Genomic DNA, 25,263 nt, shown 5'->3' with positions numbered 1-25,263 from the left:
TCCTCAGCCGGCCAGCGTGGCCATTTCCTTGCGGTACAGCGCCTCGGTCCAGGCCAGGCCGCCGGGCGTGGCCAGGCCGCTGTCGTTGAGCCGCTGCACCAGGCCCGGCAGGTCGTGGATGCCGTCGGCGAAGGCGCGTTCGATCACGTCGCCCAGCAGGTCTTCGTAGGTGGTGGCCGGGCGCTGGCGCGCCTGGTGCGGTTGCAGGTAGCGGTCTTGTGGCATGGGGTCCTCCGTGGGTGAGGTGGAATTCTTCAAACGGTCGCGGCCATCGAGGCCATCGCGGGCGTCGCCAGCGGCGCGGTCCAGGCGTCGTAGCCGTAGACCCAGTCGGCGTTGTCGCCCTCGCGCAGCCAGTTGTTGCCGCGCGAGCCGAGCTGCACCTGGCTCGCGCGCTCGATGCGGGCGGTCTCGAAGTCGGCCAGCGCGGCGGCGATGCCGTCCATGGCCACGCCCTCGAGATGGCGCGCGAGCACCACCGCGTCCTCGATCGCCATGCCCGCGCCCTGCGCCATGAACGGCAGCATCGGATGCGCGGCATCGCCGATCAGCGCCATGCGGCCGCGCGCCCAGGCGGGCATCGGGTCGCGTTCGTAGAGCGCGGTCTTGAGCACCGTGTCGCAGGCATCGAGCAGCGCGCGCGCCTCGGGGTGGTAGGCCGTGTACTGCGCGCGCAGCTCGTCCACGTCGCCGGGCGCGGTCCAGGATTCGAGCTGCCAGCTGTCCTGCGGCGTGGTCGCGAAGATGAAGATGTCCTTGCCGCGGTTGAGCGGGAAGGTGACGATCTGGCTCTGCGGATTCGGCCCCCACCACTTGGTGAAGGCGCCGAGGTTCGGCAGGCCGGCCACGCGTTCGGCCGGCACCACGGCGCGGTAGGCCACGATGCCGGTGAAGCGCGGGCTCTCGGCGCCGAACATCGCGTTGCGCACGCAGGAGTGGATGCCGTCGGCGCCGATCAGCGCGCCCACGCGGGCCTCGCTGCCGTCGGTGAAGGAGATCGTCACGCCGCCCTCGTCGGCCGCGATGCGCTCGGCGCGCCTGGCCAGTGCCACGCGCTCGGCCGGGAACATCTGGGCCAGCGCGGCCAGCAGGTCGGCGCGGTGGATCGTGAGCTGCGGCGCGCCGTAGCGTGCCTCGGCCGATTCGGCCATCTCGAGGCGCGAGGTCTCCTCGCCGCTGTCGTAGGTGCGGCTGATGCGATGCGAGGGCCGCGCGGCGGTCACGCGGGCCGCCTCGCCGGCGCCGAGGCCGTCGAGCGCGCGCACCGCGTTGGGCGTGAGGTTGATGTCGGCGCCGACGCGCGCGAACTGCTTCGCCTGCTCGAACACGACCACGTCGTGGCCGGCGCGGCGCAGCGCGATGGCGGCGGCCAGGCCGCCGATGCCGGCGCCGACGATGCCGATGGTGGATTCGCTGGTGTTCATGGGTGTGTGTCTCTTCCTTCTTGTTCGCGGCTCATTCGGCCACGATGTTTCGCGCCTTGACGATGCGGGCCCAGACGGCCGTCTCGTCGCGGATGTGCGCGGCGAACTCGGCCGGCTTCATCGCGGCGCCGGTCATGCCCTGCGCCTTCAGGCGCTCGCGCACCTCGGGCTGGGCCAGCATCTCGGCCGCGTCCTTCGCGAGCTGGTCGACCACCGCCGCCGGCGTGCCGCGCGGTGCCATCAGGCCGTACCACGAGGTCACGGCCACGCCCTGGATGCCCTGCTCCGCCAGGGTGGGGATGTCGGGCGCGGCGGGGCTGCGCACGGCCTCGGTCACGCCGAGCGCGATCAGCTTGCCGTTGCCGATGAACGGCAGGGTCGCGGGCAGGTTGCTGAACATCAGCGGCACCGAGCCGCCGAGCACGTCGTTGAGCGCGGGCGGCGTGCCCTTGTAGGGCACGTGCAGCAGGTCGATGCCGGCCTGCTGTTTGAACAGCTCGCCCGCCAGGTGCAGCCCGCTGCCCACGCCCGGCGAGGCATACGACAGCGTGCCCGGCTTGGCCTTGGCCTGCGCCACCAGCTCCTTCACGCTCTTGATGCCCGAGGCCGGCGATGCCACCAGCACGTTGGGCGCCTTCGCCAGCATGGTGATCGGCACGAAGTCCTTCTGCATGTCGAACGGGAAGTTCGGCATCAGCGTGGGATTGATCGTGACGTTGCCGGCCGGGATCACCAGCAGCGTGTGGCCGTCGCCCTTGGCGCGCTTGACCTTCTCCATGCCGATGTTGCCGGCCGCGCCGACCTGGTTGTCGACCACGGCCGCCTGGCCATAGCGCTTGGCGAGGCCGTCGGACAGCATGCGCGCCAGCGTGTCGACCGGCCCACCGGGCGGAAACGGCGAGACGATGGTGAAGCGCTCGGCGGCCAGTTGCTTGTGCACATCGCTTTGCGCAGCCGCGGGCAAGGCGATGGTAGCCAGCGCCGCGAACAGGAGGGAGAGGGAGAAGCGTCGTTGCATGGTGATCGGAACCGTCATTTCTTCTCGGTGAGGAAGGCGCCCTTCGGCCCCTCCGCGTTCTTCTGGCGCCGCGTGTGGCCGTCGAGGCCGCCATCGACCGCCCATTCGGCGAACACCGTCGGGCCCGGCTCGAACTCGCGCGGCTGCCAGTCGGCCGTGAGCTGGTCCTCGTCGGCGTAGTACTCGATCAGGCCGCCGGCCGGGTTTTTGAAATACCAGAAGTAGGCCGAGGAGACCGGGTGCCGGCCCGGGCCGAGCTGCGTGTCCCAGCCCTGACGCGAGAAGTGCAGCCCGCCGCCGAACACCTCGTGGATGTCGCGCACGGTGAACGCCACATGGTTGAGCCCGCGCTTGCCCGAGGGAATCTGCAGCAGGAACAGGTCGTGGTGGCCGCCGTCGGGCGCGCAGCGCATGAAGGCGCCGCGGTTCGGATAGCTGTCGGAGCCGACGAAGCCGAAGCGCTCGGCATAGAAGGCGCTCGTGGCCTTCACGTCGCCGACGAAGAACACCACATGGCCGACCTCGATCGGCGTGGCGCGCTCGTAGATCGGCGCCGGCTGGTTGAGGCGCGGCTTGGTGTTCCAGGTGTTCATCGCGCCGCAGTCGACCTCGACGGCATGCTTGCGGCTCACCTGCAGGCGCACGGCCAGGCCGTTGGGATCGATGCAGCCGATGCGGCGCGCGCCGTCGATGCTGGCGTCGAGGAAGCCCGGATCGTTCGCGATGGCGGCGGCGTAGCGCTCGAGGTCGGCCTCGCTCTCCACGCCCCACACCACCTCGCGCAGGGTCGGGCCCTCTTCCATCGCGGGCGGCAGGTTCACGTCACTCGACGCCGCAACGACGACCCGGCAGCCGTTGAGGCACTCGAAGACGAGTTCGCCGGGCGCCTCGGACTTCAGCGCGAGGCCCCAGTCCTCGAAGAAGCGGCGGCAGGTGGGCAGGTCGTCCGCCCCGTAGGTGATCTGGTCGATGCCTAGAACGCTCATGGTGTGGCCTCTGTTCAGTTCGCCCACGCGAGCGGTTGTTCGTTGGTGCCCCAGTACATGCTCTTCTGCTCCATGTACTGGAAGATGCCTTCGCGGCCCTTCTCGCGGCCCAGGCCGCTGTCGCGCCAGCCGCCGAAGGGCGTGGAGACCGAGAACTGCTTGTAGGTGTTGACCCAGACCGTGCCGGCCTGTACCGCGCGGCCGAGCTTCCAGGCGCGCTTGAAGTCGCGGCTCCACACGCCCGCAGCCAGCGCATAGACGCTGTCGTTGGCCTGCGCGATCAGCGAGGCCTCGTCGTCGAAGGGCATCGCGACCAGCACCGGGCCGAAGATCTCCTCCTGGCTGGTGCGCGCGTGGTTGTCCAGGCCTTCGATGATGGTCGGCCGGTAGAAGTAGCCGCTGTCGTAGCCGGCGCCCTGCGGACGCACGCCGCCGGTGCGGATGCGGCCGCCCTCGGACACGCCGAGTTCCACGTAGCGCTCGATGCCCTCGCGGTGCTTCGCCGTGATCAGCGGGCCCATCTGCGTGCGCTCCGAGGCCGGGTCGCCCACGCGCAACGCGTTCGCGCCCTCGGCCAGCCGCGTGAGGAACTCGTCGTAGATGCCGCGCGCCACGAACAGCCGCGAGCCCGCGATGCACGATTCGCCCGACGAGCTGAAGATGCCGTAGAGCACGCCGTTGACGGCATGGTCGAGGTCCGCGTCCTCGAGCACCATGGTCGGCGACTTGCCGCCGAGCTCGAGCGACACCGGCATCATCTTGTCGGCCGCGATGTGGGCGATGTGCTTGCCGGTGGTGGTGCCGCCGGTGAAGGACACGCGCTTGACCAGCGGATGCTTGGTGATCGCATCGCCGATCACCGAGCCCCGGCCCGGCAGCACGCTGACGATGCCCCTGGGCACGCCGGCCTGTTCGCAGATGCGCGCCAGCTCGAGCGCCATCAGCGGCGTGACCTCGGCGGGTTTCACCACCACCGCATTGCCGGCCGCCAGCGCGGGCGCGAGCTTCTGCGCCTCGCTCGCGATCGGCGAGTTCCATGGCGTGATCGCCGCGACCACGCCCATGGGCTCGTGCACGCTCATCGTGACGAAGGCGCCGCGCGACGGGGTGATGCTTTCCTCGAGCGTCTCGAGCGCGGCCGCGAAGAACTGGAAGGTGCCCGCGGCGCTCGCCACGAGGTTGCGCGTCTCGTTGATCGGCTTGCCGTTGTCGAGGCGCTGCTTCTGCGCCAGCGACTCGGCCTCGTCGCGGATCAGCTGCGCCACGCGGTGCAGCACGGTGGCGCGCTCGTGCGGCAGGCGCTGGGCCCAGCCGCTGGTGCGGAAGGCACGGTCGGCGCCCGCGATGGCCTCCTCGACGTCGGCCAGGCTCGCGGCGCGCAGGCGCGCGATCGGTTCGCCGGTGGCGGGGTAAAGGCTCTCGTAAATGTCGCCGCCGCCCAGGCGCCATTCGCCGGCGATGCAGATCGGAAGAAGTTCGGAAGAAATCATGGGATGGCTCAGATGGCGAGCGCCGCGACGCGGTTGCGCAGCGCGCGCACGGCGCTGTAGACGGTCAGCGCGGAGGTCTTGGGATTGGCCGCGAGCGGCTTGTTGCGCATGGTCAGCTCGAAGCTGCCGAAGGCGCCCTCGGCTTCGACGGTGTGCACGTTCTCGGCGGTGGCCGGGTCGGCGATCAGCCGCACCTGCGTGCGGTCGAGCCCCAGCCCCGCGAGCGAGACGGTGGCCGCGACGTTGGCATTCTTCGGATAGAGCAAGGCCGCCTCGCGCGCGCTGCCCTCGAAGATGACGGTGGCCTGCGCCAGCGCATCGAGGTCGAGCCCCTGCTCGGCCGGCGTACCCTTCCAGGCCTTCGGCGGCTTGCGGCCGGTGTAGCGCACGCTGGCCAGGCCGCCGATGCGGGCCGCGGCCAGCGCGTCGATCGCGCCGATGGCGCCCGGAATCAGCTGCACCTGGGTGCGGCCCGCGACCGCCGCGGCCTCGAGCCGTTCGGCGAAGCCGGCCGCCGACAGCGCGCCCACCGAGGCGACCACGCAGGGCGTGCCGCGTTCCAGCGCCGGCAGCACGTGCTGCTCGATGGCCGCATGGCCCGCGGTCTCGACCACGAGGTCGATGCCTTCGGCCGGCACCGCGGCGAGCACCTGCGCGCCGGGCGCGGCCTGGCGCGCGGTTTCGGCGCCGTCGGCGGGCACGACGATCGTCGTCACCTTCAGGGCCGGGTCGTCGCGCAGCAGTTCGAGCACCGCGGTGCCGATGGCGCCGCAGCCGACCAGGGCGATGCGCGTGGGGGCGGTCATGGATCGGGCCTCGCTCGCTGTCACTTCTACTGTCACTTGGCCGTGCCGAGCGCGGGAATCTGCGTGACCGTGTTGGTCGGCGGGCCCGCGAAGCTGGTCTTGAAGCCGCCGATCGACAGCATGTCGATCTCGAGCAGGAAGGGGCCGTCGGTGGACAGCGCCTCGTCGAGCCGCGCCGGCAGCTCGGCCAGGTCCTTCACGCGCGCATGCGGCAGCGCGATCGACCGGCACAGCAGTTCGTAGTCGGGCGTGTGCAGCTCGGCATAGCACTGGCGGCCGCCGTACTGCGCGTCCTGGATGTTCTTGATCACGCCGTAGCTCTGGTCGTTCATCAGCACGATGGCCATCGGCGCCTTCTCCTGCACCATGCAGGCCAGCTCGCCGAGGTTGAGGATGAAGCCGCCGTCGCCGGCCAGGCAGAAGGTCTTGCGGCCCGAACCGGTGACCGCGGCACCGATGGCCGCGCCGATCGCCATCGGCATGCCCTGCCCGATACCGCCGCCCGTGGCGTGCACGCCGGCGCTCGGTTCGAAGATGCGCAGCTCGCGGTTGCCCCAGGTGCTGTTGGAGACCGTCACGTCGCGCACCCAGTTGAACTGGCGGCCGGCCGCCGACTGCAGGCGGCGCACGAGTTCGGCGTAAGGGCCGAGGCCGTCGCGCAGCGTCGCCACCGCCTGCTCGTGCGCGACGCGCAGGTCGACCAGCAGTTGCGGATCGGCGCGGTAGCCCGCCGCCTCGAGGCGATCGGCCAGGCCCTCGAGCGCGAGCGCCGAGTCGCCGCAGACGAAGGCCTCGGAGGCATAGCAGCGGCCTTCGGCGGCCGCGTCGGCATCGATGCGGTAGAGCGGGCGCGGCAGCTTGAGTTCGTACTTGAGCGTCTCGTTGCCGCGCAGCCGCGAGCCGACGACCAGCAGCGCATCGCAGCTCTGGTAGAAGGCCTCGACCGGCTTCTGGATGTTGTAGGCGCCGAGCGAGCCGGCATCGTCCTCGGGCACGGTGCCGCGGCCCTGCGTGGTCGTGACCACGCCGAAGCCCAGCTTCTGCAGCCGCTGGATCGCGGCGCGGGCATGGCGCGCGCCGCCGCCGATCCACAGCAGCGGACGCTTCGCGGCGGCGAGCCGCGCGGCCAGCGCGTCGAGCCCGGCCGCCGAGGGAACGGGCCGCTCGATGGGCAGCGGCGACAGGTCGGCCGGCATGGTGGTCAGCGCCGACTGGATGTCGATCGGGATCTCCACGCTGACCGGGCCGGTGGGCGCGGTCAGCGCGAGCTGCACCGCGCGCTTGAGCGTGCCGAGCACGGTCTCGACGCTGCGCACGCGCAGCGCCGCCTTCGACACCGCCTTGAGCATGGTGAGCTGGTCGGGCGCCTCGTGGATGTACGACATGCCCTTGTCGAGGTAGGGCGTCTCGATCTGCCCGGTGATGTGCAGCAGCGGCGCGCCGGCGGTCAGCGCCTCGACCAGGCTGCCCGCGATGTTGCCCGCGGCCGGGCCGGTGCTGGTGATGCACACGCCCAGGCTCGCGGTGGAGCGTGCATAGGCGTCGGCCATGTTGCCCGCGCCGGCCTCGCCGCGCGCCGAGACGAAGCGGATCGTGCCGCGCTGCGCGAAGGCATCGAGGATCGGCATGTTGTGGATCGAGATCACGCCGAAGGCGGCCTTGACGCCGCACTGCTCGAGGAAGGCGGCGACGACCGCGCCCACGGTCACGGGGCTGTTGTTGTTCTGGGGGTTATGCATGGCGGGAGTGGCCTCCGGAGATGTCGATGTGGCTGCCCGTCGTGTAGGAAGCGAGGGGGGAAGCAAGGAACAGGATCGCGCGCGCGGCTTCGGTCGGAAGCCCCAGGCGACCCAGCGGGATGTGTTTGGTCTTCGCGAGCTGGCCGCTCCAGGCGGCCCAGTCCAGCGACTTGTCTTCGCGCGCCTCGAAGCGGCGGCGCCACTGGCCCGACTCGACCAGGCCGATCAGGATGCCGTTGACGCGCACGCCCTGCGGCGCGAACTCGGTCGCCATCGAGCGCACCAGGTTCAAGAGGCCCGCGCGCGCGGCCGAGGTCGCGACCATGTGCGGCTCGGGCTGGCGCGCCAGCAGCGAGTTGGCGCAGACGATGGCGGCGTCGCCGAGCACGGCGCGCTGCGCCGCGAGCTGCGGCAGGAAGGCGCGCGTGGGATGGATCACCGAGAAGAACTTCAGGTGCAGCTCCTGCGTCCATGCCTCGTCGTCGGTGTCGGCGAAGGTCGAGACCCGGCCCTGCCCCGCGTTGTTGACCAACATCGAGGCCGGGCCGAGTGCGGCCTCGCTGGCGGCCGCGAAGGCGCGCACCGCGGCGGCGTCGAGCACGTCGCAGGACTGCGCGAACAGCCGCGCCTCGGGAAAGCGCGCGCGCAGGCCGGCCACGGCGCCATCGAGCCGCTCGGCATTGCGGCCACACAGCGCGACCGCGGCGCCGCAGGCCAGCAGCAGCTCGACCGTGGCCAGGCCGATGCCCGACGACCCGCCCGTGACCACGGCCACGCGGCCGGCCAGCGCATCGGTGGCGAAGAAGAAGGAGGAGGAAGAAGAAGCGGCCATGGGTCTCAGGCGCTGCGCAGCGGCACCACCTTGGCGGCGCGCGCGGGCGAGTAGTTGAGCAGGCCCGAGATCTCGTCGGCCGTGCCGCGCACGCGCTGCACCATCTCGTCCATGCGGTTCTCGTCGATGTGGCCCGAGGTGATGGTGGCGCCCAGCGCCGCCACGATGTGGCCGCCGTGGTCGCGCACCGGCGCGGCGATGGTCGAGATGTTCGATTCGAAGAAGCCTTCGCCGAGCACGTAGCCACGTTGGCGGTCGGCCTGCACCATGTCGAACAGCTCGTTGACGGTCTTCGGCGTGCTCGGCGAGAAGGTCTCGAGCTTGTCCTCGGGATAGAGGGCGCGCAGCTGCGGCAGGGTCAGGTCCTCCAGCAGGATGCGGCCCAGCACCGTGGCATGGGCCGGCAGCCGCGTGCCCACGGTGACCGAGCTCGCGAAGGGAGTGGGCGGCGCGACCTTGGCGACGTAGACGATCGAGCGGCCGTCGCGCACCACCAGGTTGCAGGGCGTGCGCAGCTCCTCGCACAGGCGGTTGAGCAGCGGCGTGCCGAGCTGCGTGAGCTCGAGCGAGGCCAGGTATTCGAAGCCCAGGCGCAGCACGGCCAGGCCCAGGCGGTAGTCGCGCCCGCCCTCGGCGCGCTCGAGGAAGCCCATGTTCTCGAGCGTGGTGAGCAGGCGGAACACGGTCGAGCGCGGCAGGTCGAAGCGGCGCGCCAGCTCGGGCGCCGAGAGCGTGCGGCTCTCGCGGCTGAACTCGCACAGCACGCGCAGTCCGCGCTCGAGCGCGGGCACGTTGTAGCGGTCCGCGCCTTCGTCCATCGCGTCGTTGTCGTTGGTGGCCATGTCTCTTGATTTCCTTGGTTGGATAGGGGGTGATGGCGCTCAGTGCGCGAGCGATTCGCGCAGCAGCGCGGCGACGGCCCGCGGTTGCTCCACATAGCCGGCGTGGCCCGCATCGTCCACCAATTCGAGCGCCACGCCGCAGCGCCGCGCCACTTCCTCGCAGGCCGCCGGCGGCGTGACCGCATCGAGCGCGCCGCAGGCCACGCGCACCGGCATCGGCGGCGGCAGCTCGGCCAGCAGGTCGGCGTTGCACAGCAGCTCGACGGCCTGGCGGTAGCCGCGGTCGTTCAGGCGCGCCATGTTCCAGCGCACCCATTGGCGCGCGAGCTCGCTGGCCTGGTCGGACACCAGCCGGCCCGCGCGCTGCGCGGCCATGCCGGCGATGCCGAGCTGCTCGAGCGTGGCGAGCCGCTCGGCGCGGACCTTGGCGCGCGCCTCCGCGCGCTGCGCGGCGCCGTAGCCGATGGCGGGGCTGACCAGCAGCAGCCGGCGGATGCGCGCATCGCGGCGCGCGGTCGCGGCGGCGACGATCGCGCCGAGCGAATGGCCGAGCAGCACGCATGACTCGATGCGCAGCGCATCGAGCAAGGCGCCCAGGCGCGCCGCGTAGTCGGCGGCCACCGGTGCATCGGCCTCGAGCGGCGTCGATGCGCCGTAGCCCGGTGCATCCCAGGCGATCAGGCGCGCTTCGGGTGCGAGCAACTCGGCGACCTCGAGCCACGAGGCCGCGCCCGAGCCGATGCCATGCAGGCAGACGATCGCCGGGCCCTGCCCGCGTTCGCGCACCGACACCAGGGCACCGCCCGCGACCGCGACCTCGCGGGCCGCGAAGCGCGCATCAAGCCGCGCCAGCTCGGCGGCGGGCGGCATCGAGGCCTGGATGTCGATGGTCTGCATGGCCGTCGCGCTCAACGCTTGATCCTGGCCAGCGGGTGGTCGGCCGGATAGGTCGGCGTCACCGGCTTCTTGGCGCCGAGCATCACGCACATCAGCGCGTCCTCGTCGCCGATGTTGATCTCCTCGCGGTAGACGCCGGGCGGCACCGAGATCAGGTCGCGGTCGGTCATGATGGTCTCGAAGCGCTCGCCGTCCTTCTCGATCACCACCTTGAGCTTGCCGCGGATCAGGAAGAACACTTCCTCCACGTCGGTGTGCAGGTGCGGCGGGCCTTCGTGGCCGGCGGGGATCACCATGGTCGAGAAGGTGAAGTGCTCGGCCGGCACGGTGTTGACGTCCTTGGCGACGCCGGTGCCGCCCGTGCCCACGTAGCGCATCTGGGCGCGGCGGAACTTGGGATCGAAATCGGCCTGGAACTTCAGCGCGTCCCAGTCGTACTTGCGGGTCGAATAGCGCGCGATGCGGCTGTCCATCCACTCGGCGAGGCTGCTGCCTGCGGGCTGCGCCAGGCTGTTGCTGCCGGCATCGTTGATCTTTTGCTGTTCGGACAGATCGCTCATGGTGTGGGACTCCTGGGTCGAAGAGGAAGGGATTCAGTGCATCGCGAAGCCGCCGTTGACGGCCAGCAACTGGCCGGTCACGAAGCGCGCGAGGCCGGAGAGCAGGAACACGGTGGCGCCGCAGACGTCGGCCGCCTGCTGTTCGCGCGGGATGGCGCGGCCCTCGAGGTATTTCTGGTGGCGCGCCATCGGCACGTACTCGGTGGCCTCGACCAGCGTGAGGCCGGGCGCCACGGCGTTGACCGTGATGCCGTCGCTGCCCCATTCGCGCGCCAGCGAGCGCGTCATGGAGATCACCGCGCCCTTGCTCGAGGCATAGGCCAGCAGGTTCGGCGCGCCCCACAGCGCGGTGTCGGAGGCGAGGTTGACGACGGCGCCGCGTCCGCTGTCGGCCAGCGCCGCGCGGCAGGCGCGGCCCATGAGCCAGCTGCCGCGCACGTTGACGGCCATCACGCGGTCCCACATGTCGATCTCGAGCTGGTGCGCGTCGCGGCCACCCGAGTTGGTGATGGCGGCGTTGTTGACCAGGCCGTCGAGCCCGCCGAGCAGCCGGATCGCCTCGGCGGCGCCGGCCTCGATCGAGGCGGGGTCCGCGAGGTCGATGGCCAGCGCATGCGCCTGGCGGCCGGCGTCGCGCAGCGCCTTGGCCTCCGTTTCGGCCTGCTCGCCGAGGATGTCGGCCAGCACCACGCCGGCACCGGCCGCGGCGATGCATTGCGCGAACGCGAGGCCGAGGCCGCGCGCGCCGCCGGTGACGAGCACGCGGCGGCCGGCCAGCAGGTTGGCCGGCAGTTCGGCCAGCAGCGCCTGCAGGCTGGCGGGATCGGCAGTGGTCTTGAGTTCGGTCATGGCGGGTTCAGTCGGCCTGGATGCCGAGCTCCTTGATGACCTTGCCGAAGCGCGCGTAGTCGGCGGCATTGGTCTTGCCGAGCACCTCGGCCTCGCCGCCCACCGGCGTGGTGCCGAGCACGGCCATGCGCGAGACGATCTCGGGCATGCGGAGGATCTCGTTGAAGTGGCCGTTGAGCGTCTTCACGATCTCCGGCGGCAGGTTGCGCGGGCCCCAGAGGCCGTTCCAGGCGGTCACCTCGACGTCCTTGTAGCCCTGCTCCGCCAGCGTGGGCACGTTGGGCGCGAGCGGCGTGCGCTGGGCCGAGGCCACGGCCAGCGCGCGCAGCTTGCCGTTGGCGAAGTACGGCGCCACCGGGCCCAGCGTGATGAAGGTGACGGGCACGTGGCCGCCGAGCACGTCGTTGACCGCCGGCGCCACGCCCTTGTAGGGCACGTGCGCGAGGCTGGCGCCCGAGGCGCGCGCGAACATCTCGCCGAGGATGTGCATCGGCGAGCCGCTGCCCGGGCTCGCGTAGCCGAGCGGCTTGCCCGGCCTGGCCGCGGCCACCGCGTCCTTCAGGCTCGCGAAGCCGCTGCCGGCACCGGCCACCAGGAACAGCGGCTGGCTACCGGTCTGCACGATCGGCGTGAAGCCCGCGAGCACGTCGTAGCCCGAGGTGCCGCCGGTCTTGAGCACCAGCTGTGCGATCGAGAAGGTGCTGGGCGCGAGCAGCAGCGTGTAGCCGTCGGGCGCGGCCTTCGACACGAAGGCGCTGCCGATGATGCCGCTGGCGCCGGGCCGGTTGTCGACCAGCACCGGCTGGCCGACGCGCGTGGCGAGCTTCTCGGCGAACAGCCGCGCGAGCGCGTCGGTGTCGCCGCCGGCCGGGTAGGCGACCACCAGCGTGATCGGCTTGGCCGGATAGGCATCGGCCCAGGCGGACCCGGTGGCGCTGGCGGCGGCCGCGCAGACGGCGGCGGCAAGGGCGTGGCGGCGAGTGAGGGGCATGGGTTCGTGGGGTTCGGGTGAATCGCTGTTTGTTTTACTAATGAAACAACGATTTATTAATGGAACGCCACGAAGGATAACGAACGAGACAACTTCAGAACTAGGTAGAAACCCTAGTCGGCTTTGCCCATGCGAAAACAGGGCGGCTCCTTCCGGAACCGCCCTGCCCGTGCGTCGTACCGGCGCCGCTCAGCCGCCGTAGCGCGCGACCGTCAGGCCTTCCATGTCGATCGCCGGCGCGCGCCCTCCGACCAGGTCGGCCATCACGCGGCCGGTGCCGGCCGCCATGGTCCAGCCCAGCGTGCCGTGGCCCGTGCTCAGCAGCAGGTTCGGCAGGCGGCAGGCGCCGATCACGGGCGTGCCGTCGGGCGTCATCGGGCGCAGGCCGGTCCAGAAGCTGGCCGTGCCCACGTCGCCGCCGCGCGGGAAGAGATCGGTCACCACGTGCTCGAGCGTGTCGCGCCGGCCGGCATCGAGGCGCAGGTCGAAGCCCGAAAGCTGGGCCGTGCCGCCGACACGGATGCGCTCGCCGAGCCGGGTCACGGCGACCTTGAAGGTCTCGTCCATCACGGTGGATTCGGGCGCGCCCGCCGGATCGGCGATCGGCACCGTGATCGAGAAGCCCTTGACCGGATACACCGGCAGGTCGATGCCCAGCGGCCTGGCGAGCGCGGGCGAGTAGCTGCCGAGCGCGAGCACGTAGCGGTCGGCGACGAAGCGCCCGGCGTCGGTGCGTACCGCGGTCACGCCGCCGCCGTCGTGCTCGATGGCCTCGATGTTCACGCCGAAGCGGAAGCTGGCGCCATGGCCCTCGGCCAGCACCGCGAGCGCCTGCGTGAACTTGAAGCAGTCGCCGGTCTCGTCGCCCGGCAGCCGCAGGCCGCCGACGAACTTCTCGCGCACCGCGGCCAGCGCGGGCTCGTACGCCACGCAGCCGTCGCGGTCGAGCAGCTGGTAGGGCACGCCCGAGGCCTTCAGCACCTCGACGTCCTTGGCGCTGCCGTCGAGCTGCTGCTGGCTGCGAAACAGCTGCAGCGTGCCCTGCATGCGCTCGTCGTAGGCGATGCCGGTGTCGGCGCGCAGCGCCTTCAGGCAGTCGCGGCTGTATTCGGCCAGCCGCACCATGCGCGCCTTGTTGACCTCGTAGCGCGCCTGCGTGCAGTTGCGCAGCATCGCGAGCCCCCAGCGCCACATGGCGGGATCGAGCATCGGCTTGATGACCAGCGGGCTGTGCTGCATCAGCATCCACTTGACGGCCTTGAGCGGCACGCCGGGCCCGGCCCAGGGCGCCGAATAGCCGGGCGAGACCTCGCCCGCATTGGCGAAGCTGGTTTCGAGCGCCGGCGCCGGCTGGCGTTCGAGCACCGTCACCTCGTGGCCGTCGCGCGCCAGGTAATACGCCACCGAGGTGCCGATGACACCACTGCCCAGGACCAGAACCCGCATCGAAGACCTCCCGCTGCCGAAGCCGGCATGCCGCGAGGGTACAGCGGCCGACTTACAGCTTCAAAGCGTCTTGCAACTGCCGTGCCGAGAAGCGCTGGCGCGCCTCGGGCCAGGCCTCGAGCAGCTCGACCATGCGCGCGTTGCGCGGCGCCTCGAGCCCGCAGGCCTCGGCCAGCCGCACGATCTCGCCGCTGAGCGCATCGATCTCGGTGCGCCGTCCGAGCGCGAGGTCGTCGGCCATGCTGGAGCGCGCCTTGGCGTCGATGCGCAGCATGCGCGCGGCGACGATGCGGAACAGCCAGTCGGGCAGCCGCAGCAGGCCCGGCAGCCGGCGCGGCGGCACGGCCGTGACCTGGGCCGGCGCGATGCCGGCCTGGCGCAGCACGCGCAGGCCCTCGTCCATCAGCGCCGCGAAGCAGCGCCGGTAGCCGCGCTGCATCAGCTGCTCGCGCAGCGGCAGGCCCGACAGCGCATTGACCGGGTTGTTGAGGTTGATCAGCAGCTTGCCCCACTGGATCGGCCGCAGGTCGGCATGCAGGTCGAGCGGCACACCGGCACGCTCGAACACCGGCAGCCAGGGCCGCAGCGCCGCGTCGTCGCGCGCCGCGAGCCGGCCCGGCGTGCCGCGGTGGAAGGCACCGGGGCCGAGCTCGGCGACGTTGTAGGGCACCATCGCCGGCACCACGTTGAGCGTGGGACCGGCCTCGGACGCGACCGCCGCATTCGACACGCCGTTCTGCAGCGAGACCACCAGCGTGCCCGCGGGCAGCGCGAAGGCCAGCTCGGCCGCCGCCTCGGCGGTGGCGCCGCTCTTCACGCTGAGCAGCACCAGCGCGGGCTTGATGCCGCTGGGGACGCGGTCGATCAGGTGCAGGCCGGCAGCCGGCAATCGGTGGCTGCGGCCTTCGAGATCGGTCAGGGCCAGGCCCTGCGCGGCCAGCGCCTGCAGGACGCGCGGACGACCGACGAAGGTGACCGGCACGCCGGCCGCCGCGAGGCTGCCGCCGACGAAGCAGCCGATGGTGCCCGCACCCATCACGAGGACTTCGCCGGGCACCGTGTCGTTCATCGCGAGAGCGCCGGGGTCAGAGGCGTTCGCTCACCCAGGCCTGCACCGACTGCAGCGCCGCGGGCAGCGCCGCGGCATCGGTGCCGCCGGCCATCGCCAGGTCGGGCTTGCCGCCGCCCTTGCCGCCCACCTGCTGGGCCACGAAGTTGACCAGCTCGCCGGCCTTGACCTTGCCCATCGCGTCGGCCGTGACGCCGGCCGCGAGCTGCACCTTGGCACCGTCGACCGCGGCCAGCACGATGGCGGCGCTCTTGAGCTTGTCCTTGAGCTTGTCCATGGTGTCGCGCAGCGTCTTGGCGTCGGCGCCGTCGAGCTTGGCGGCCAGCACCTTCACGCCCTTGACCTCGATGGCCTGCGCCAGCAGCTCGTCGCCCTTGGAGGAAGCGAGCTTGCCCTTGAGCGAACCGACCTCGCGCTCGAGCGCGCGGATCTGCTCGAGCACCTGGCCGAGGCGGCCCTGCAGCTCGGCGGCCGGCGCCTTGAGCGTGGCGGCCGCGCTGTGCACGGTGGATTCGAGGTCCTGCAGGTAGGCCAGCGCATTGGCGCCGGTGATGGCTTCCACGCGGCGCACGCCGGCGGCCACGCCGCCTTCGCTCACGATCTTGAACAGGCCGATGTCGCCGGTGCGCGTCACGTGCGTACCGCCGCAGAGTTCGCGGCTCGAGCCGATGTCGAGCACGCGCACGGTCTCGCCGTACTTCTCGCCGAACAGCATCGTCGCGCCGGTCTTCTGGGCCGATTCCATGTCCATCACGCGCGCCTGCGTGGCGGCGTTGGCGAGGATCTCGGCATTCACGCGCTGCTCGATCTCGAGGATCTGCTCGCGCGTGACCGGCGCGTTGTGCGCGAAGTCGAAGCGCGTCTTGTCGGCATCGACCAGCGAGCCCTTCTGCTGCACGTGGCCGCCGAGCACCTCGCGCAACGCCTTGTGCATCAGGTGGGTGACCGAGTGGTTGCGCATGGTGGCGGCACGGCGCGCGCCGTCGACCGCGGCCTTGACGCTGTCGCCGACCTTGAGCGTGCCCTGGGTCTGCGTGCCGTGGTGGCCGTAGACGTCGGCCTTGATCTTGAGCGTGTCTTTGACACCAAATTGCACGCCTTCGGCCGAGATGAAGCCCTGGTCACCAATCTGACCGCCGCTCTCGGCGTAGAACGGAGTGGTGTCGAGCACCACGATGCCGGGTTGGCCTTCCTTGAGTTCCTGGACGGAGGAGCCTTCGAAGTACAAGGCGAGGACCTTCGCGCTTTCTTCCAGATGTTCGTAGCCAGTAAAGACATTGCCAGCACCGGTGTACTCAACCTTGCGCTCTTGTACCCAGTCCCCGCCTTCACGCGACTTCTTCCTCTGCTTCTCCATCTCTTCCCAGAAGCCCGCTTCATCCACGGACACGTTGCGCTCGCGACAAACGTCCTGAGTCAAATCCAACGGGAAGCCGAAGGTGTCATGCAAGGTGAAAGCCAACTCGCCTGAAAGCGTCGTCACACCTTGGTGCAGTTCGCCCTCCAAGATCGCCATGCCGTTGGCAATGGTTCGGAAGAATCCCTCCTCCTCGGCCTTCAATGTCTCTGCGATCTTGGCTTCGTCAACCACCAGCTTGGGGTACGCCTCGCCCATCAACTTCACGAGGTCGGGCACCAGCTTGTGGAAGAAGGGCTTCTTCTGCCCCAGCTTGTAGCCATGGCGGATCGCGCGGCGGATGATGCGCCGCTGCACGTAGCCGCGGCCCTCGTTCGACGGGATCACGCCGTCGGCCACCAGGAAGGCGGTGGCGCGGATGTGGTCGGCGATCACCTTGAGCGAGTTGTTCGCGAGGTCCTTCTCGCCGGTCTCGCGCGCGGCGGCCTTGATCAGCGCGTCGAAGATGTCGATCTCGTAGTTGCTGTGCACGTGCTGCAGGATCGCCGCCAGGCGTTCGAGGCCCATGCCGGTGTCGACGCAGGGCGCGGGCAGCTTGACGACGCTGCCGTCGGGCTGCATGTCGAACTGCATGAACACGTGGTTCCAGATCTCGATGAAGCGGTCGCCGTCTTCCTCGGGGCTGCCCGGGGGGCCGCCGGGGATGTGCGGGCCATGGTCGTAGAAGATCTCGGAGCACGGGCCGCAGGGGCCGGTGTCGGCCATCATCCAGAAGTTGTCGGACTTGTACTTGCCGCCCTTGTTGTCGCCGATGCGGATCACGCGCTCGGGCGGCAGGCCGATTTCCTTGGTCCAGATGTCGAAGGCCTCGTCGTCCTCGTGGTAGACGGTGGCCAGCAGGCGCTCGGGCGGCAGCTTGAAGACCTGCGTGAGCAGCTCCCAGCCCCAGTGCAGCGATTCGCGCTTGAAGTAGTCGCCGAAGCTCCAGTTGCCCAGCATCTCGAAGAAGGTGTGGTGGCGCGCGGTGTAGCCCACGTTCTCGAGGTCGTTGTGCTTGCCGCCGGCGCGCAGGCAGGCCTGGACCGAGGCGGCGCGCACGTAGGGGCGCTTGTCTTCGCCGAGGAACACGTCCTTGAACTGCACCATGCCCGAGTTGGTGAACATCAGCGTCGGGTCGTTGCCCGGCACCAGCGGGCTCGAGGCCACCACCGTGTGGCCCTTGGAGGCGAAGAAATCGAGAAAGGTCTTGCGGATGTCCGCGACAGTGAATGTGGGCTGGCTCATCTTTGGATTCGTCTTCTGTCGAGGGCGGCGCGGCGATGGCGACCCTCATGTCGAACCCACTGCGGCGAACCGGCCTAACTGCTTGATTTGCTTGAACAATCGATTATAGGTTTGGCGCCCGCCGGGCGGCCCGCCCGGATGCAATCCCCCGCGGCCGGCCCCCACGCCCCCGGACGGCCCGCCCTGCACGCTCCCGGACACGGGGCTAATATGCGCCCTGACGCGAATCCGGCGACCGACGAGAACCAAAACCGGCCGGGCTCCTCCTATTCATCTGGACATGAATCAAGGAACACGCATGGCAAGCCACGAGGTGGAAGCGCACTGGACGATCGAAGACCTCGACTTCTCGCGCATCGCGCTCGACAGAGTGCGCTCCGACGAGAACCTCTTCTACCTGGTGGCCGCCGCCTCCTTCATCGAAAGCGGGTCGGACCTCTACACCCACAACCTGGTCGATTTCTTTCGTGGCGATGAGGAAGTCACCGCCTGGCTCAGCACCCAGTGGGAACAGGAGGAGCTGCAGCACGGCAAGGCACTGCGCGCCTACGTCGAGTACGTCTGGCCCGAGTTTCCCTGGGAGCAGGCCTACCGCGGCTTCCTCGAGGAGTACGCCACCTACTGCAAGGTCGAGCTGCTGGCGCCCACGCGCGGCCTCGAGATGAGCGCGCGCTGCGTGGTCGAGACCGGCACCGCCACCTACTACAAGGCCATGGCGCGCAGCACCGACGAGCCCGTGCTGCACGACCTCGCGACGCGCATCGCGACCGACGAGGTCAACCACTACAAGCACTTCTACCGCTTCTTCCGCCGCTACCGCGAGCAGGAGCGGCTGGGCCGCTTCCGCGTGCTCGGCACCATCGGCCGGCGCACGCTGGAGCTCAAGAGCGAGGACGCCGACTGCGCGATCCGCCACGTGGTGCGCGCGCGCTCGCCCGAGCGCGCCGACGATGCCGCCTACGTGCGCGGCCTCGGCGCCACCATGAACCGCACCATCCGCACCCACCTGAGCCCGGGCGCCACGCTCAAGATGCTGATGCGTCCGCTCGAGCTGCCCGCGCGCGTGCAGACGGTGGTGCAGTACCCGATCCAGCAGTTCATGCAGCACGTGTTCCTGCGCTGAGGCGAAGCGCATGCATGCGCGCGCGGCGATCCATTCACGACAGCGAATAAGGGAGAACGAGCATGCCGCCATCGGCATGAAATTGACGCACGTCAAGAGTTTTTGAGGCGAACGCTCCGACAGTGGAAACCGTTTCGGAAGCCCTCCACGCGAAGGCTCCGAGCACCTTCCATAACTACAGACTCGCCCAGAGACAAAGGACAGGTTCGTCATGACCACTCCCTCGCCCATCGCCGTCGAGAGCAGCAGCGCGCCGCGCTCCGCCTCGGCATCCACCCCCAACACCCGCAATCCCGCGACGCGCTGGATCCAGCTCTCGCTGGGCATCGTCTGCATGGCGATGATCGCCAACGTCCAGTACGGCTGGACCCTGTTCGTCGCGCCGATGGAGGCCAAGCACCACTGGGGGCTGGCCGCGATCCAGATCGCGTTCTCGGTCTTCGTCGTGGTCGAGACCTGGCTGGTGCCGATCGAAGGCTGGCTGGTCGACCGCTTCGGCCCGCGGCCGGTGATCGCCGGCGGCGCGATCCTCGCGGCCTGCGGCTGGATCATCAACGCCTACGCCGACAGCCTGAGCGCGCTCTACGTCGCGGCCGTGGTCTCGGGCATCGGCGCCGGCTGCGTCTACGGCACCTGCGTGGGCAACGCGCTCAAGTGGTTCCCCGACCGTCGCGGCCTGGCCGCGGGCCTCACGGCCGCCGGCTTCGGCGCCGGCGCGGCGCTCACCGTGATCCCGATCGCCAACATGATCCAGACCTCGGGCTACGAGCACACCTTCCTGTACTTCGGCATCCTGCAGGGCGCCTGCATCTTCGTGATGGCGATGTTCATGGTGAAGCCCTTCGTGCCCAAGGGCGTGGTGGCGCAGACCCGGCTGGTGATGACCAAGGTCGACTACACGCCGGCCGGCATGGTGAAGACGCCCGTCTTCTGGCTCACCTACCTGCTGTTCGTGCTGGTGGCCGCGGGCGGCCTGATGGCCACGGCCGAGATCGGCCCGATCGCCAAGGACTACCACATCGACAAGCTGCCGATGCACTTCCTCGGCCTGTCGATGCCGCTGCTGACCATGACGCTGGCCATCGACAACCTGGCCAACGGCTTCACGCGGCCGCTGTGCGGCTTCGTGTCGGACAAGATCGGCCGCGAGAACACCATGCTGATCGTCTTCATCGGCGAGGGCCTGGCCCTGCTGGGCCTGCGCCAGTACGGCCACGAGCCGGTGGCCTTCATGACCTTCGCGGCGCTGGTGTTCCTGTTCTGGGGCGAGATCTACTCGATCTTCCCGGCGCTGGTGGCCGACACCTTCGGCATCAAGAACGCCGCCGGCAACGCCGGCACCATGTACACCGCCAAGGGCACCGCCTCGCTGTTCGTGCCGCTGGGCACCGTGCTGGCCGCGGGCGGCAACTGGGACCGCGTGTTCCTGCTCGTCGCGGTGGTGTCGATCGGCTCGGGCATCGCGGCCAAGCTGGTGCTGGCGCCGCTGCGCCGGCGCACCATCGAGGCCGCGAACGCGGCGGCGGCGCGCAACTGAAGACGTTCCCGCCCCCCAAGAAAAACGGCCGCATCAGCGGCCGTTTTGTCGTCGACGCGCAGTGTCAGCTCGCCGAGGTCGCGCCGGCACGCCGGCTGGCATCGAGCGAGTAGAGCTGCGGCTGCGGACGCTCGTCGGACACCTTGGGCGCGTCGGCGCCGACGGGCTGCTGCGGCCGGTAGAGCTCGCTCTCGAGGCGGCGCACCCGCTCGGCGTACATGCGCGCCAGCGCGCTGTGGTGCTCGGCCGCGGCCTGATGCTCGATGCGCGCCATCTGCGCTTCCTCGAGCAGCGTGGCTGCGCGCTTCAGGTAGGCGGTCGGGCTCGAACGAAGGAAGTCGAACATCATGGATGCTCCTTTCGGATGTGATGCGATGGAGCCATCCTTCGCCGATGGGCGGCGGCGGTCTGTAGTCTCATGCGCCACGCGGGCGTAGACACGAGGAAATCGTTCACGGAATCGCGGCCGGATCCGGGCCGGATCGCCGCTGTCGCCCACGCGGCACGAAGGCAGGGAAAGTACCGACGTTGAACTTTTGTTTTCATCGGAAACTTCGCTCGAATCCTCCCTCCCCCTGAGCTACATGCTCACCTCACCCGCTTCGGCGGGTGTTTTTTTGGGGCCTTCGATCCGCGTTCCGCGCGCCTCAGGCGCGCCGCGCCCGGCTCGCCAGGAAGGCGGCGACGGCCGCGCCGATCAGCAGCCCGATCGCGTCCGCCAGCAGGTCCTCGAATTCCGCCGAGCGATCGGGCGTGAAGGACTGCAGCACCTCGATCAATCCGCCATAGGCCAGCAGCGCGGGCAGCACGAGGCGCAGCCGCCCGGGCCACGACCAGCACCCGAGCCCGCCGAGCGTCGCGAAGGCCAGCAGGTGGTTGGACTTGTCCCAGCCGGTGCTCGGCATCGGCACGTTCTGGGGCAGCAGGCTCAGCACGAGCACCGCGACCATCGTGATGGCCAGCAGCCAGCGCCACTTGCGCGGGCCGGCGAGGGCCGCATGCGAAAAGATCTCCGGTCGGCTCACGCCATCTCCTGTAGCAAAGCTTCCGATTGTGCCGCCCGAGCCCGATGCGGCTTGCCGCCGCGCACGACGCACTTGCAGAATGGCGCGTGCCCGCACCCGCGCGCATTCGCCCCCAAGAAAAATACGAGGAGACAACCGATGCCGAAGCGCCTTCTGGCCCTTGCCGTTCTCGCCGCCGCGCTCGCGGGCTGCACCACGGCGCCCCCCGTTCCACCCAATGCCGGCAAGCTGCCCAAGGGCGCGAAGGTGGGCCTGCTCGTCAACATGCCGGCGCCCGCGCAGCACATGCACGTGGGCACCACCGTCTTCAACAACTTCTCGACCGGCTACCAGTTTCCGTGGAACCCCACGTCGCGCACCTACGACGTCTTCACGGCCGATCTCGAGAAGGCGGGCTTCCAGGTCGTGCGGCTCACGAGCTACGCCACCACCACCGTCAACGCGCTCGCGGTCTCGCAGAACGACGGCTGGCGCGCCAATCCGGCCCAGGCCTGGGCGACGCAGAAGCTCAAGGAAGAGCAGATCGCGGCGGTCGTCGTCATCGAGGGCAAGCGCACCCTGACGCGCATGGAGTGCAGCGGCGGTCCCTGCGCCGAGAGCTACATGGCCAATTCGGGACTCTTCACCCGCAGCATGTTCGGCTCGACGCGCTATTCCGCCGTGCCCGCGATGGAGGCCAAGGTCTTCGCCCTCGCCCCGCCGATCGAGCTCTCGGCCTACGAGCCCTTGAAGACGCTGCAGGCGGGCCGCGTGCGGCAGCTCAAGGACTTCGCGGAACCGAAGGACTTCAACCAGTTGAGCAAGGCCGAGTTCCAGCCGGTGGTGACGGCGATTGACGCGCACATCGCCGCGATCTCGCGCGCGACGGTGCAGACGCTGGTCAGCGGCGCGAAGTAGCGCGGCGCATGCACGTCCAACCGCTGTTCGCCATGACCGGGCGCGAGGAGCTGCACCGGCTCATGCGCGACTACCCGCTCGCCACCGTCATCGTCGCCCGGTCGGGCAAGATGGACGCGAACCTGCTGCCCCTGCACCTCGCGGACCGCGGCGCGCATGGCCTGCTGTCGGGCCACGTGGCGCGAAGCCATTCGCTGTGGGCGGAGGATCCGAAAGAGACCGAAGTCACCGCCGTCTTCCAAAGCCCCAACGCCTACATTTCCCCGCGCTGGTACGTCAACGGACAGCGCAGCGGCCGCAATGCGCCGAGCTGGAACTACGTGGTGGTGCAGGCGCAAGGGCGGCTGCGCTTCATCGACGACGCCGACTGGATGCGCGCCCACCTTGCCGCGCTGACCGCGGCGCAGGAGGCGGGCCGGCCGCAACCCTGGTCGGTGGAGGATGCATCGCACGAATTCCTCAGCGAGACGGCACGGCGGCTCGTGGGTTTCGAGATCGAGATCCAGGCCCTGACCGGCAAGCGCTTTCTTTCCCAGCAGCGGACCGAGGCGGATCGGGAGAGCCTGGTGCGGAACCTCGAAGGGGAGGTGTCGTGGGGGGCGCGGGCGGTGGGTGGGCTCATCAGGCCATGATCTCTTGAAACGTCCACGCCCGCGACTTTTCATCGGCGTCACTCTCTGTACGGGATTGACTAGTTGCTGCAGCAGTTATTGACGCAACTCTCCCGAAACATCCAACTAGATTTCCTTGATATCCCTAACTCTCCAAACAACGCTTCGATTGCAAAGCTGTCAGAACGAAAGCATCGACGATTCGTCGACCACGATCTCCAGTCGCGTTCAAGCACAGCCACGCCCAATCCAGAGTACGCGTCAGTCAGCGATCGAAATCTTATTGTTCGAGCGGCAGCACAGATCGCCATCAAAGATCACTTCGCCCGATCTTCTGATCGAAGTCAATCTTGCTCGAACACGACACCAGTGGATAAAGACTCGCATAGAGAGCCAGCAACTTTAGCCATTCCATTTTTCGTCGACTTCGAATGCATCTAGGCGCATCATCTGGTCATTTTTTCGTAACCTTTTCAGCCAACCCAAGAATGTCATTCGGCAATAAAAATGGCCGCCCGCCACTATCCAAACCGTCTTCCAGATAAAGCTCAAACTGCATATCTTTTTGCACCCAATTCAATTTCCACAATGCTCTCGATGGGGCATCAACACTCTTCGCAATAGATAAAACACCTTTAAACCCATTTACGTCAGCATTTAGAAACTCTTGAAATCGAACCAAGCGCACCCCAGCGGACTTCAAATCCCAAACCGTAAGCATTCCAAGACCGGCATTGAATGAAAAGAAAAAATTTGCTCTATCTACCGATTCAACTACTTCGCCACGATACAAATTATAAAAATTCAAACCGGCAAACAATCGACTCTTGGCCTCAAATGTTAATCCACTTTCTAATTTTCGCTTTGAGGCAAAAAGAGAAATCGTATTCAAATATTGGACGGGCACCTCAACCGACAAAAATCCATTCGAATTGACTTCTGTTCCCTCCCAATACAGCTTGCGCTCAGCTTCCGTCGAAAGAGGCAAGTCAAGTGCCGCAACCGCTTCTGGCGTTCGTGAAATTGAGTACTTCAGCGTTTCATCCACCTCTGAAGCAAATGCTGAAATCCATCCCAGCAAGATCACCAGTAGAAAAATCCGCTTATCTCGCCTCAAGCCCCCACTCCCGCAAATTGCAATCTTCGGCCATGCTTGAGCCTAAATAGGCAATCACTTTAGAAACAGGGTCATAGTAATAGTGCTGCCCCATTACCTTCCAAAAATCTTTATAAAGAGGTGATGAACCAGGGGCCAAAGGTGTACGCTCCCAACGCTGAACGATATTTTTATGTCCGGCCCGCCCGCTATACATGAATCCTCGATTTTTGAAAAAAATCTGAAACCTAGAGTCAGATAGCGTATCGTCGTTAAGGGACATTGCCACCCAACCCGGGCTTTTGTAGCCGCCCTCAAGAAAATATGCGTTCTTGTAGTCGTTATATCTGTATATTTTATTCTCTGCAAATAAATAATAACGAAGACTCGCCCAGTCTACGGTGAGAGACTCTAAAACCCACCAGTTGTACTGCTCGTTATTGTTAAAATTATTGATTTTTATCAGCGATCCCATCTCAGCATCCCCAATCGCTTCAAACAACATCAGGGCTGGCAATTTCAATGGCGAAGGAATGTCAGCGATAGGACACGCGCGACTAAACATTCCAAGCGCAAACGCATTTCCAGAAAATAGCTGCAATAAAGACACGCCCGCAATCAGCACAATCCTTTTCAACATTTTATTGTCGGCATCCATAGGCATTGCAAGTCAAGAACGTCGAGTTCGGCAGCGTTCTCGGTGGTGGGCCTCCGGGGGGCGTAAGCACAACGAGTGGCTGCTTCCCGCCAGAAGATCCGGGTGGAGCTGGTGTGCTTGGTGGATTCGAGGGATTTGGATTACTGACCACAATTCTTCGCGCCAACACGATGGAGCGCATTGTTTCTTCTTCAAGAAGATTCTCGGTCATCGTCTGCGCAAATGTCCACACGCATTGGGTCAAAAAAACACCAGCGACAATAGCTCGAATAAAAAAATTCCCCATACCCCTCCACAATTATCAGCAAGCAAAAAGAAAAACGCTCCACCCCAGCATCACCATCAATTTTTCAGCCATTATCAGAAATATTAAATTATTGCTCTGGAACACCGAAGCTGATAATTGGACAACGAGAGTCACCATTGTCGTAGAGAATGAATACTCGCGTATTTGCATTTTTTGCCGCCACTATGGTGGCGTAAAGCCTACTGTGATCGAGCAACGACGCAGTTGACGGAAGAGTCAGTTGACCAGTCGCACACGAAGAACCGGAATACCATACGGTAACCTGATTCCCTCCGATATAGTTTTCAATTCGCCATGAGGCGGGATTGCCGATCAATGTAACAACGGCCGCATTGGCAGAACACATTCCCAAAAGAAAAATTAGGACTCCAGCAAGTTTTTTCATAACACCCTCAAAAAAAAGGAAAACAAGTATCGCC

General features: G+C 67.7%; 25 protein-coding genes. 5 read left to right on the top strand and 20 right to left on the bottom strand.

All coding sequences use genetic code 11. The annotated features are described in order from the left end of the window. Nucleotides 1-3: 3 nt before the first annotated feature. From AC07PU_RS11800 to alaS, 16 genes are all read right to left on the bottom strand, one after another. Nucleotides 4-225: a recombinase-like helix-turn-helix domain-containing protein gene (locus AC07PU_RS11800; RefSeq protein WP_057595700.1), complete on the bottom strand. Its 222-nt coding sequence runs from the start codon at nucleotides 223-225 to the stop codon at nucleotides 4-6. Nucleotides 226-254: 29 nt separating this feature from the next. Then, the gene (locus tag AC07PU_RS11795) at nucleotides 255-1,424 is read right to left on the bottom strand and encodes an FAD-dependent monooxygenase (protein ID WP_495317655.1); all 1,170 of its coding nucleotides are present in this window, start codon (nucleotides 1,422-1,424) and stop codon (nucleotides 255-257) included. 31 nt (nucleotides 1,425-1,455) lie between these two features. Further along, nucleotides 1,456-2,442 carry a Bug family tripartite tricarboxylate transporter substrate binding protein gene (locus AC07PU_RS11790; RefSeq protein WP_495318288.1) on the bottom strand — a complete coding sequence of 329 codons (987 nt, stop codon included), beginning with the start codon at nucleotides 2,440-2,442 and terminating at the stop codon, nucleotides 1,456-1,458. Between the two features lie 14 nt (nucleotides 2,443-2,456). Beyond that, entirely contained in the window at nucleotides 2,457-3,428 is a 972-nt protein-coding gene (locus tag AC07PU_RS11785; RefSeq protein ID WP_495317653.1) for a VOC family protein, read from the bottom strand. A gap of 14 nt (nucleotides 3,429-3,442) precedes the next feature. Then, a complete protein-coding gene (locus tag AC07PU_RS11780; RefSeq protein WP_208511445.1) occupies nucleotides 3,443-4,918 on the bottom strand; it encodes an aldehyde dehydrogenase in 1,476 nt (491 codons plus the stop codon). An 8-nt stretch (nucleotides 4,919-4,926) separates the two neighbouring features. Further along, on the bottom strand, nucleotides 4,927-5,724 hold the full coding sequence (locus tag AC07PU_RS11775; RefSeq protein WP_495317651.1) for an aspartate dehydrogenase: 798 nt from the start codon (nucleotides 5,722-5,724) through the stop codon (nucleotides 4,927-4,929). Between the two features lie 32 nt (nucleotides 5,725-5,756). After that, on the bottom strand, nucleotides 5,757-7,463 hold the full coding sequence (locus tag AC07PU_RS11770; protein ID WP_495317649.1) for a thiamine pyrophosphate-binding protein: 1,707 nt from the start codon (nucleotides 7,461-7,463) through the stop codon (nucleotides 5,757-5,759). After that, nucleotides 7,456-8,295, bottom strand: coding sequence for an SDR family oxidoreductase (locus AC07PU_RS11765; RefSeq protein WP_495317647.1), 840 nt, complete (start codon nucleotides 8,293-8,295; stop codon nucleotides 7,456-7,458). Before AC07PU_RS11765 ends, AC07PU_RS11770 begins: the two co-directional genes overlap by 8 nt. Nucleotides 8,296-8,300: 5 nt before the next feature. Further along, nucleotides 8,301-9,137, bottom strand: a complete 837-nt coding sequence (locus tag AC07PU_RS11760) for an IclR family transcriptional regulator (protein WP_093344539.1) — start codon at nucleotides 9,135-9,137, stop codon at nucleotides 8,301-8,303. Between the two features lie 39 nt (nucleotides 9,138-9,176). Next, a complete protein-coding gene (locus AC07PU_RS11755; RefSeq protein WP_495318286.1) occupies nucleotides 9,177-10,034 on the bottom strand; it encodes an alpha/beta fold hydrolase in 858 nt (285 codons plus the stop codon). An 11-nt stretch (nucleotides 10,035-10,045) separates the two neighbouring features. Then, entirely contained in the window at nucleotides 10,046-10,594 is a 549-nt protein-coding gene (locus AC07PU_RS11750) for a cupin domain-containing protein (RefSeq protein ID WP_296785067.1), read from the bottom strand. A gap of 33 nt (nucleotides 10,595-10,627) precedes the next feature. After that, entirely contained in the window at nucleotides 10,628-11,443 is an 816-nt protein-coding gene (locus AC07PU_RS11745; RefSeq protein WP_495317644.1) for an SDR family oxidoreductase, read from the bottom strand. A 7-nt stretch (nucleotides 11,444-11,450) separates the two neighbouring features. Further along, the gene (locus tag AC07PU_RS11740) at nucleotides 11,451-12,434 is read right to left on the bottom strand and encodes a Bug family tripartite tricarboxylate transporter substrate binding protein (protein ID WP_296785064.1); all 984 of its coding nucleotides are present in this window, start codon (nucleotides 12,432-12,434) and stop codon (nucleotides 11,451-11,453) included. A gap of 189 nt (nucleotides 12,435-12,623) precedes the next feature. Continuing rightward, the gene (locus tag AC07PU_RS11735) at nucleotides 12,624-13,880 is read right to left on the bottom strand and encodes a D-amino acid dehydrogenase (protein WP_208511936.1); all 1,257 of its coding nucleotides are present in this window, start codon (nucleotides 13,878-13,880) and stop codon (nucleotides 12,624-12,626) included. A gap of 52 nt (nucleotides 13,881-13,932) precedes the next feature. Beyond that, complete coding sequence (locus AC07PU_RS11730) at nucleotides 13,933-14,949, bottom strand: 2-dehydropantoate 2-reductase (RefSeq protein WP_495317641.1); 1,017 nt, start codon at nucleotides 14,947-14,949, stop codon at nucleotides 13,933-13,935. Between the two features lie 16 nt (nucleotides 14,950-14,965). Beyond that, nucleotides 14,966-17,590, bottom strand: a complete 2,625-nt coding sequence (gene alaS / locus AC07PU_RS11725; protein WP_495317638.1) for an alanine--tRNA ligase — start codon at nucleotides 17,588-17,590, stop codon at nucleotides 14,966-14,968. Between the two features lie 298 nt (nucleotides 17,591-17,888). On the opposite strand from alaS, the gene AC07PU_RS11720 reads away from it, so the two are divergent. Continuing rightward, nucleotides 17,889-18,713, top strand: a complete 825-nt coding sequence (locus tag AC07PU_RS11720; protein WP_093344573.1) for a ferritin-like domain-containing protein — start codon at nucleotides 17,889-17,891, stop codon at nucleotides 18,711-18,713. A gap of 211 nt (nucleotides 18,714-18,924) precedes the next feature. Next, nucleotides 18,925-20,250, top strand: a complete 1,326-nt coding sequence (gene oxlT, locus AC07PU_RS11715; RefSeq protein ID WP_495317636.1) for an oxalate/formate MFS antiporter — start codon at nucleotides 18,925-18,927, stop codon at nucleotides 20,248-20,250. A 64-nt stretch (nucleotides 20,251-20,314) separates the two neighbouring features. On the opposite strand, the gene AC07PU_RS11710 is transcribed toward oxlT, so the two are convergent. Further along, complete coding sequence (locus tag AC07PU_RS11710) at nucleotides 20,315-20,599, bottom strand: hypothetical protein (RefSeq protein WP_208511940.1); 285 nt, start codon at nucleotides 20,597-20,599, stop codon at nucleotides 20,315-20,317. A 298-nt stretch (nucleotides 20,600-20,897) separates the two neighbouring features. Then, entirely contained in the window at nucleotides 20,898-21,275 is a 378-nt protein-coding gene (locus tag AC07PU_RS11705; protein ID WP_495317633.1) for a VanZ family protein, read from the bottom strand. Nucleotides 21,276-21,413: 138 nt separating this feature from the next. Between AC07PU_RS11705 and AC07PU_RS11700 the strand changes: the two genes are divergently transcribed. After that, nucleotides 21,414-22,172, top strand: a complete 759-nt coding sequence (locus AC07PU_RS11700) for a hypothetical protein (RefSeq protein WP_495317630.1) — start codon at nucleotides 21,414-21,416, stop codon at nucleotides 22,170-22,172. Between the two features lie 8 nt (nucleotides 22,173-22,180). After that, nucleotides 22,181-22,804 (top strand): FMN-binding negative transcriptional regulator, encoded by a 624-nt coding sequence (locus AC07PU_RS11695; protein WP_296793304.1) that lies wholly within the window; start codon nucleotides 22,181-22,183, stop codon nucleotides 22,802-22,804. A 433-nt stretch (nucleotides 22,805-23,237) separates the two neighbouring features. Here the strand turns inward: AC07PU_RS11695 and AC07PU_RS11690 are convergent, their stop codons facing one another. Next, nucleotides 23,238-23,870, bottom strand: coding sequence for a hypothetical protein (locus AC07PU_RS11690; RefSeq protein ID WP_495317627.1), 633 nt, complete (start codon nucleotides 23,868-23,870; stop codon nucleotides 23,238-23,240). A gap of 16 nt (nucleotides 23,871-23,886) precedes the next feature. Next, nucleotides 23,887-24,537 carry a hypothetical protein gene (locus tag AC07PU_RS11685; protein WP_495317625.1) on the bottom strand — a complete coding sequence of 217 codons (651 nt, stop codon included), beginning with the start codon at nucleotides 24,535-24,537 and terminating at the stop codon, nucleotides 23,887-23,889. A 5-nt stretch (nucleotides 24,538-24,542) separates the two neighbouring features. On the opposite strand from AC07PU_RS11685, the gene AC07PU_RS11680 reads away from it, so the two are divergent. After that, a complete protein-coding gene (locus AC07PU_RS11680; RefSeq protein WP_495317623.1) occupies nucleotides 24,543-25,052 on the top strand; it encodes a hypothetical protein in 510 nt (169 codons plus the stop codon). Nucleotides 25,053-25,263 lie beyond the last annotated feature (211 nt).

It is taken from the genome of Variovorax sp. GW821-FHT10D07 (assembly GCF_059415325.1).
Note: the sequence above shows the minus strand (reverse complement) of the source record. Positions and strands in the feature narration are given on the sequence as shown.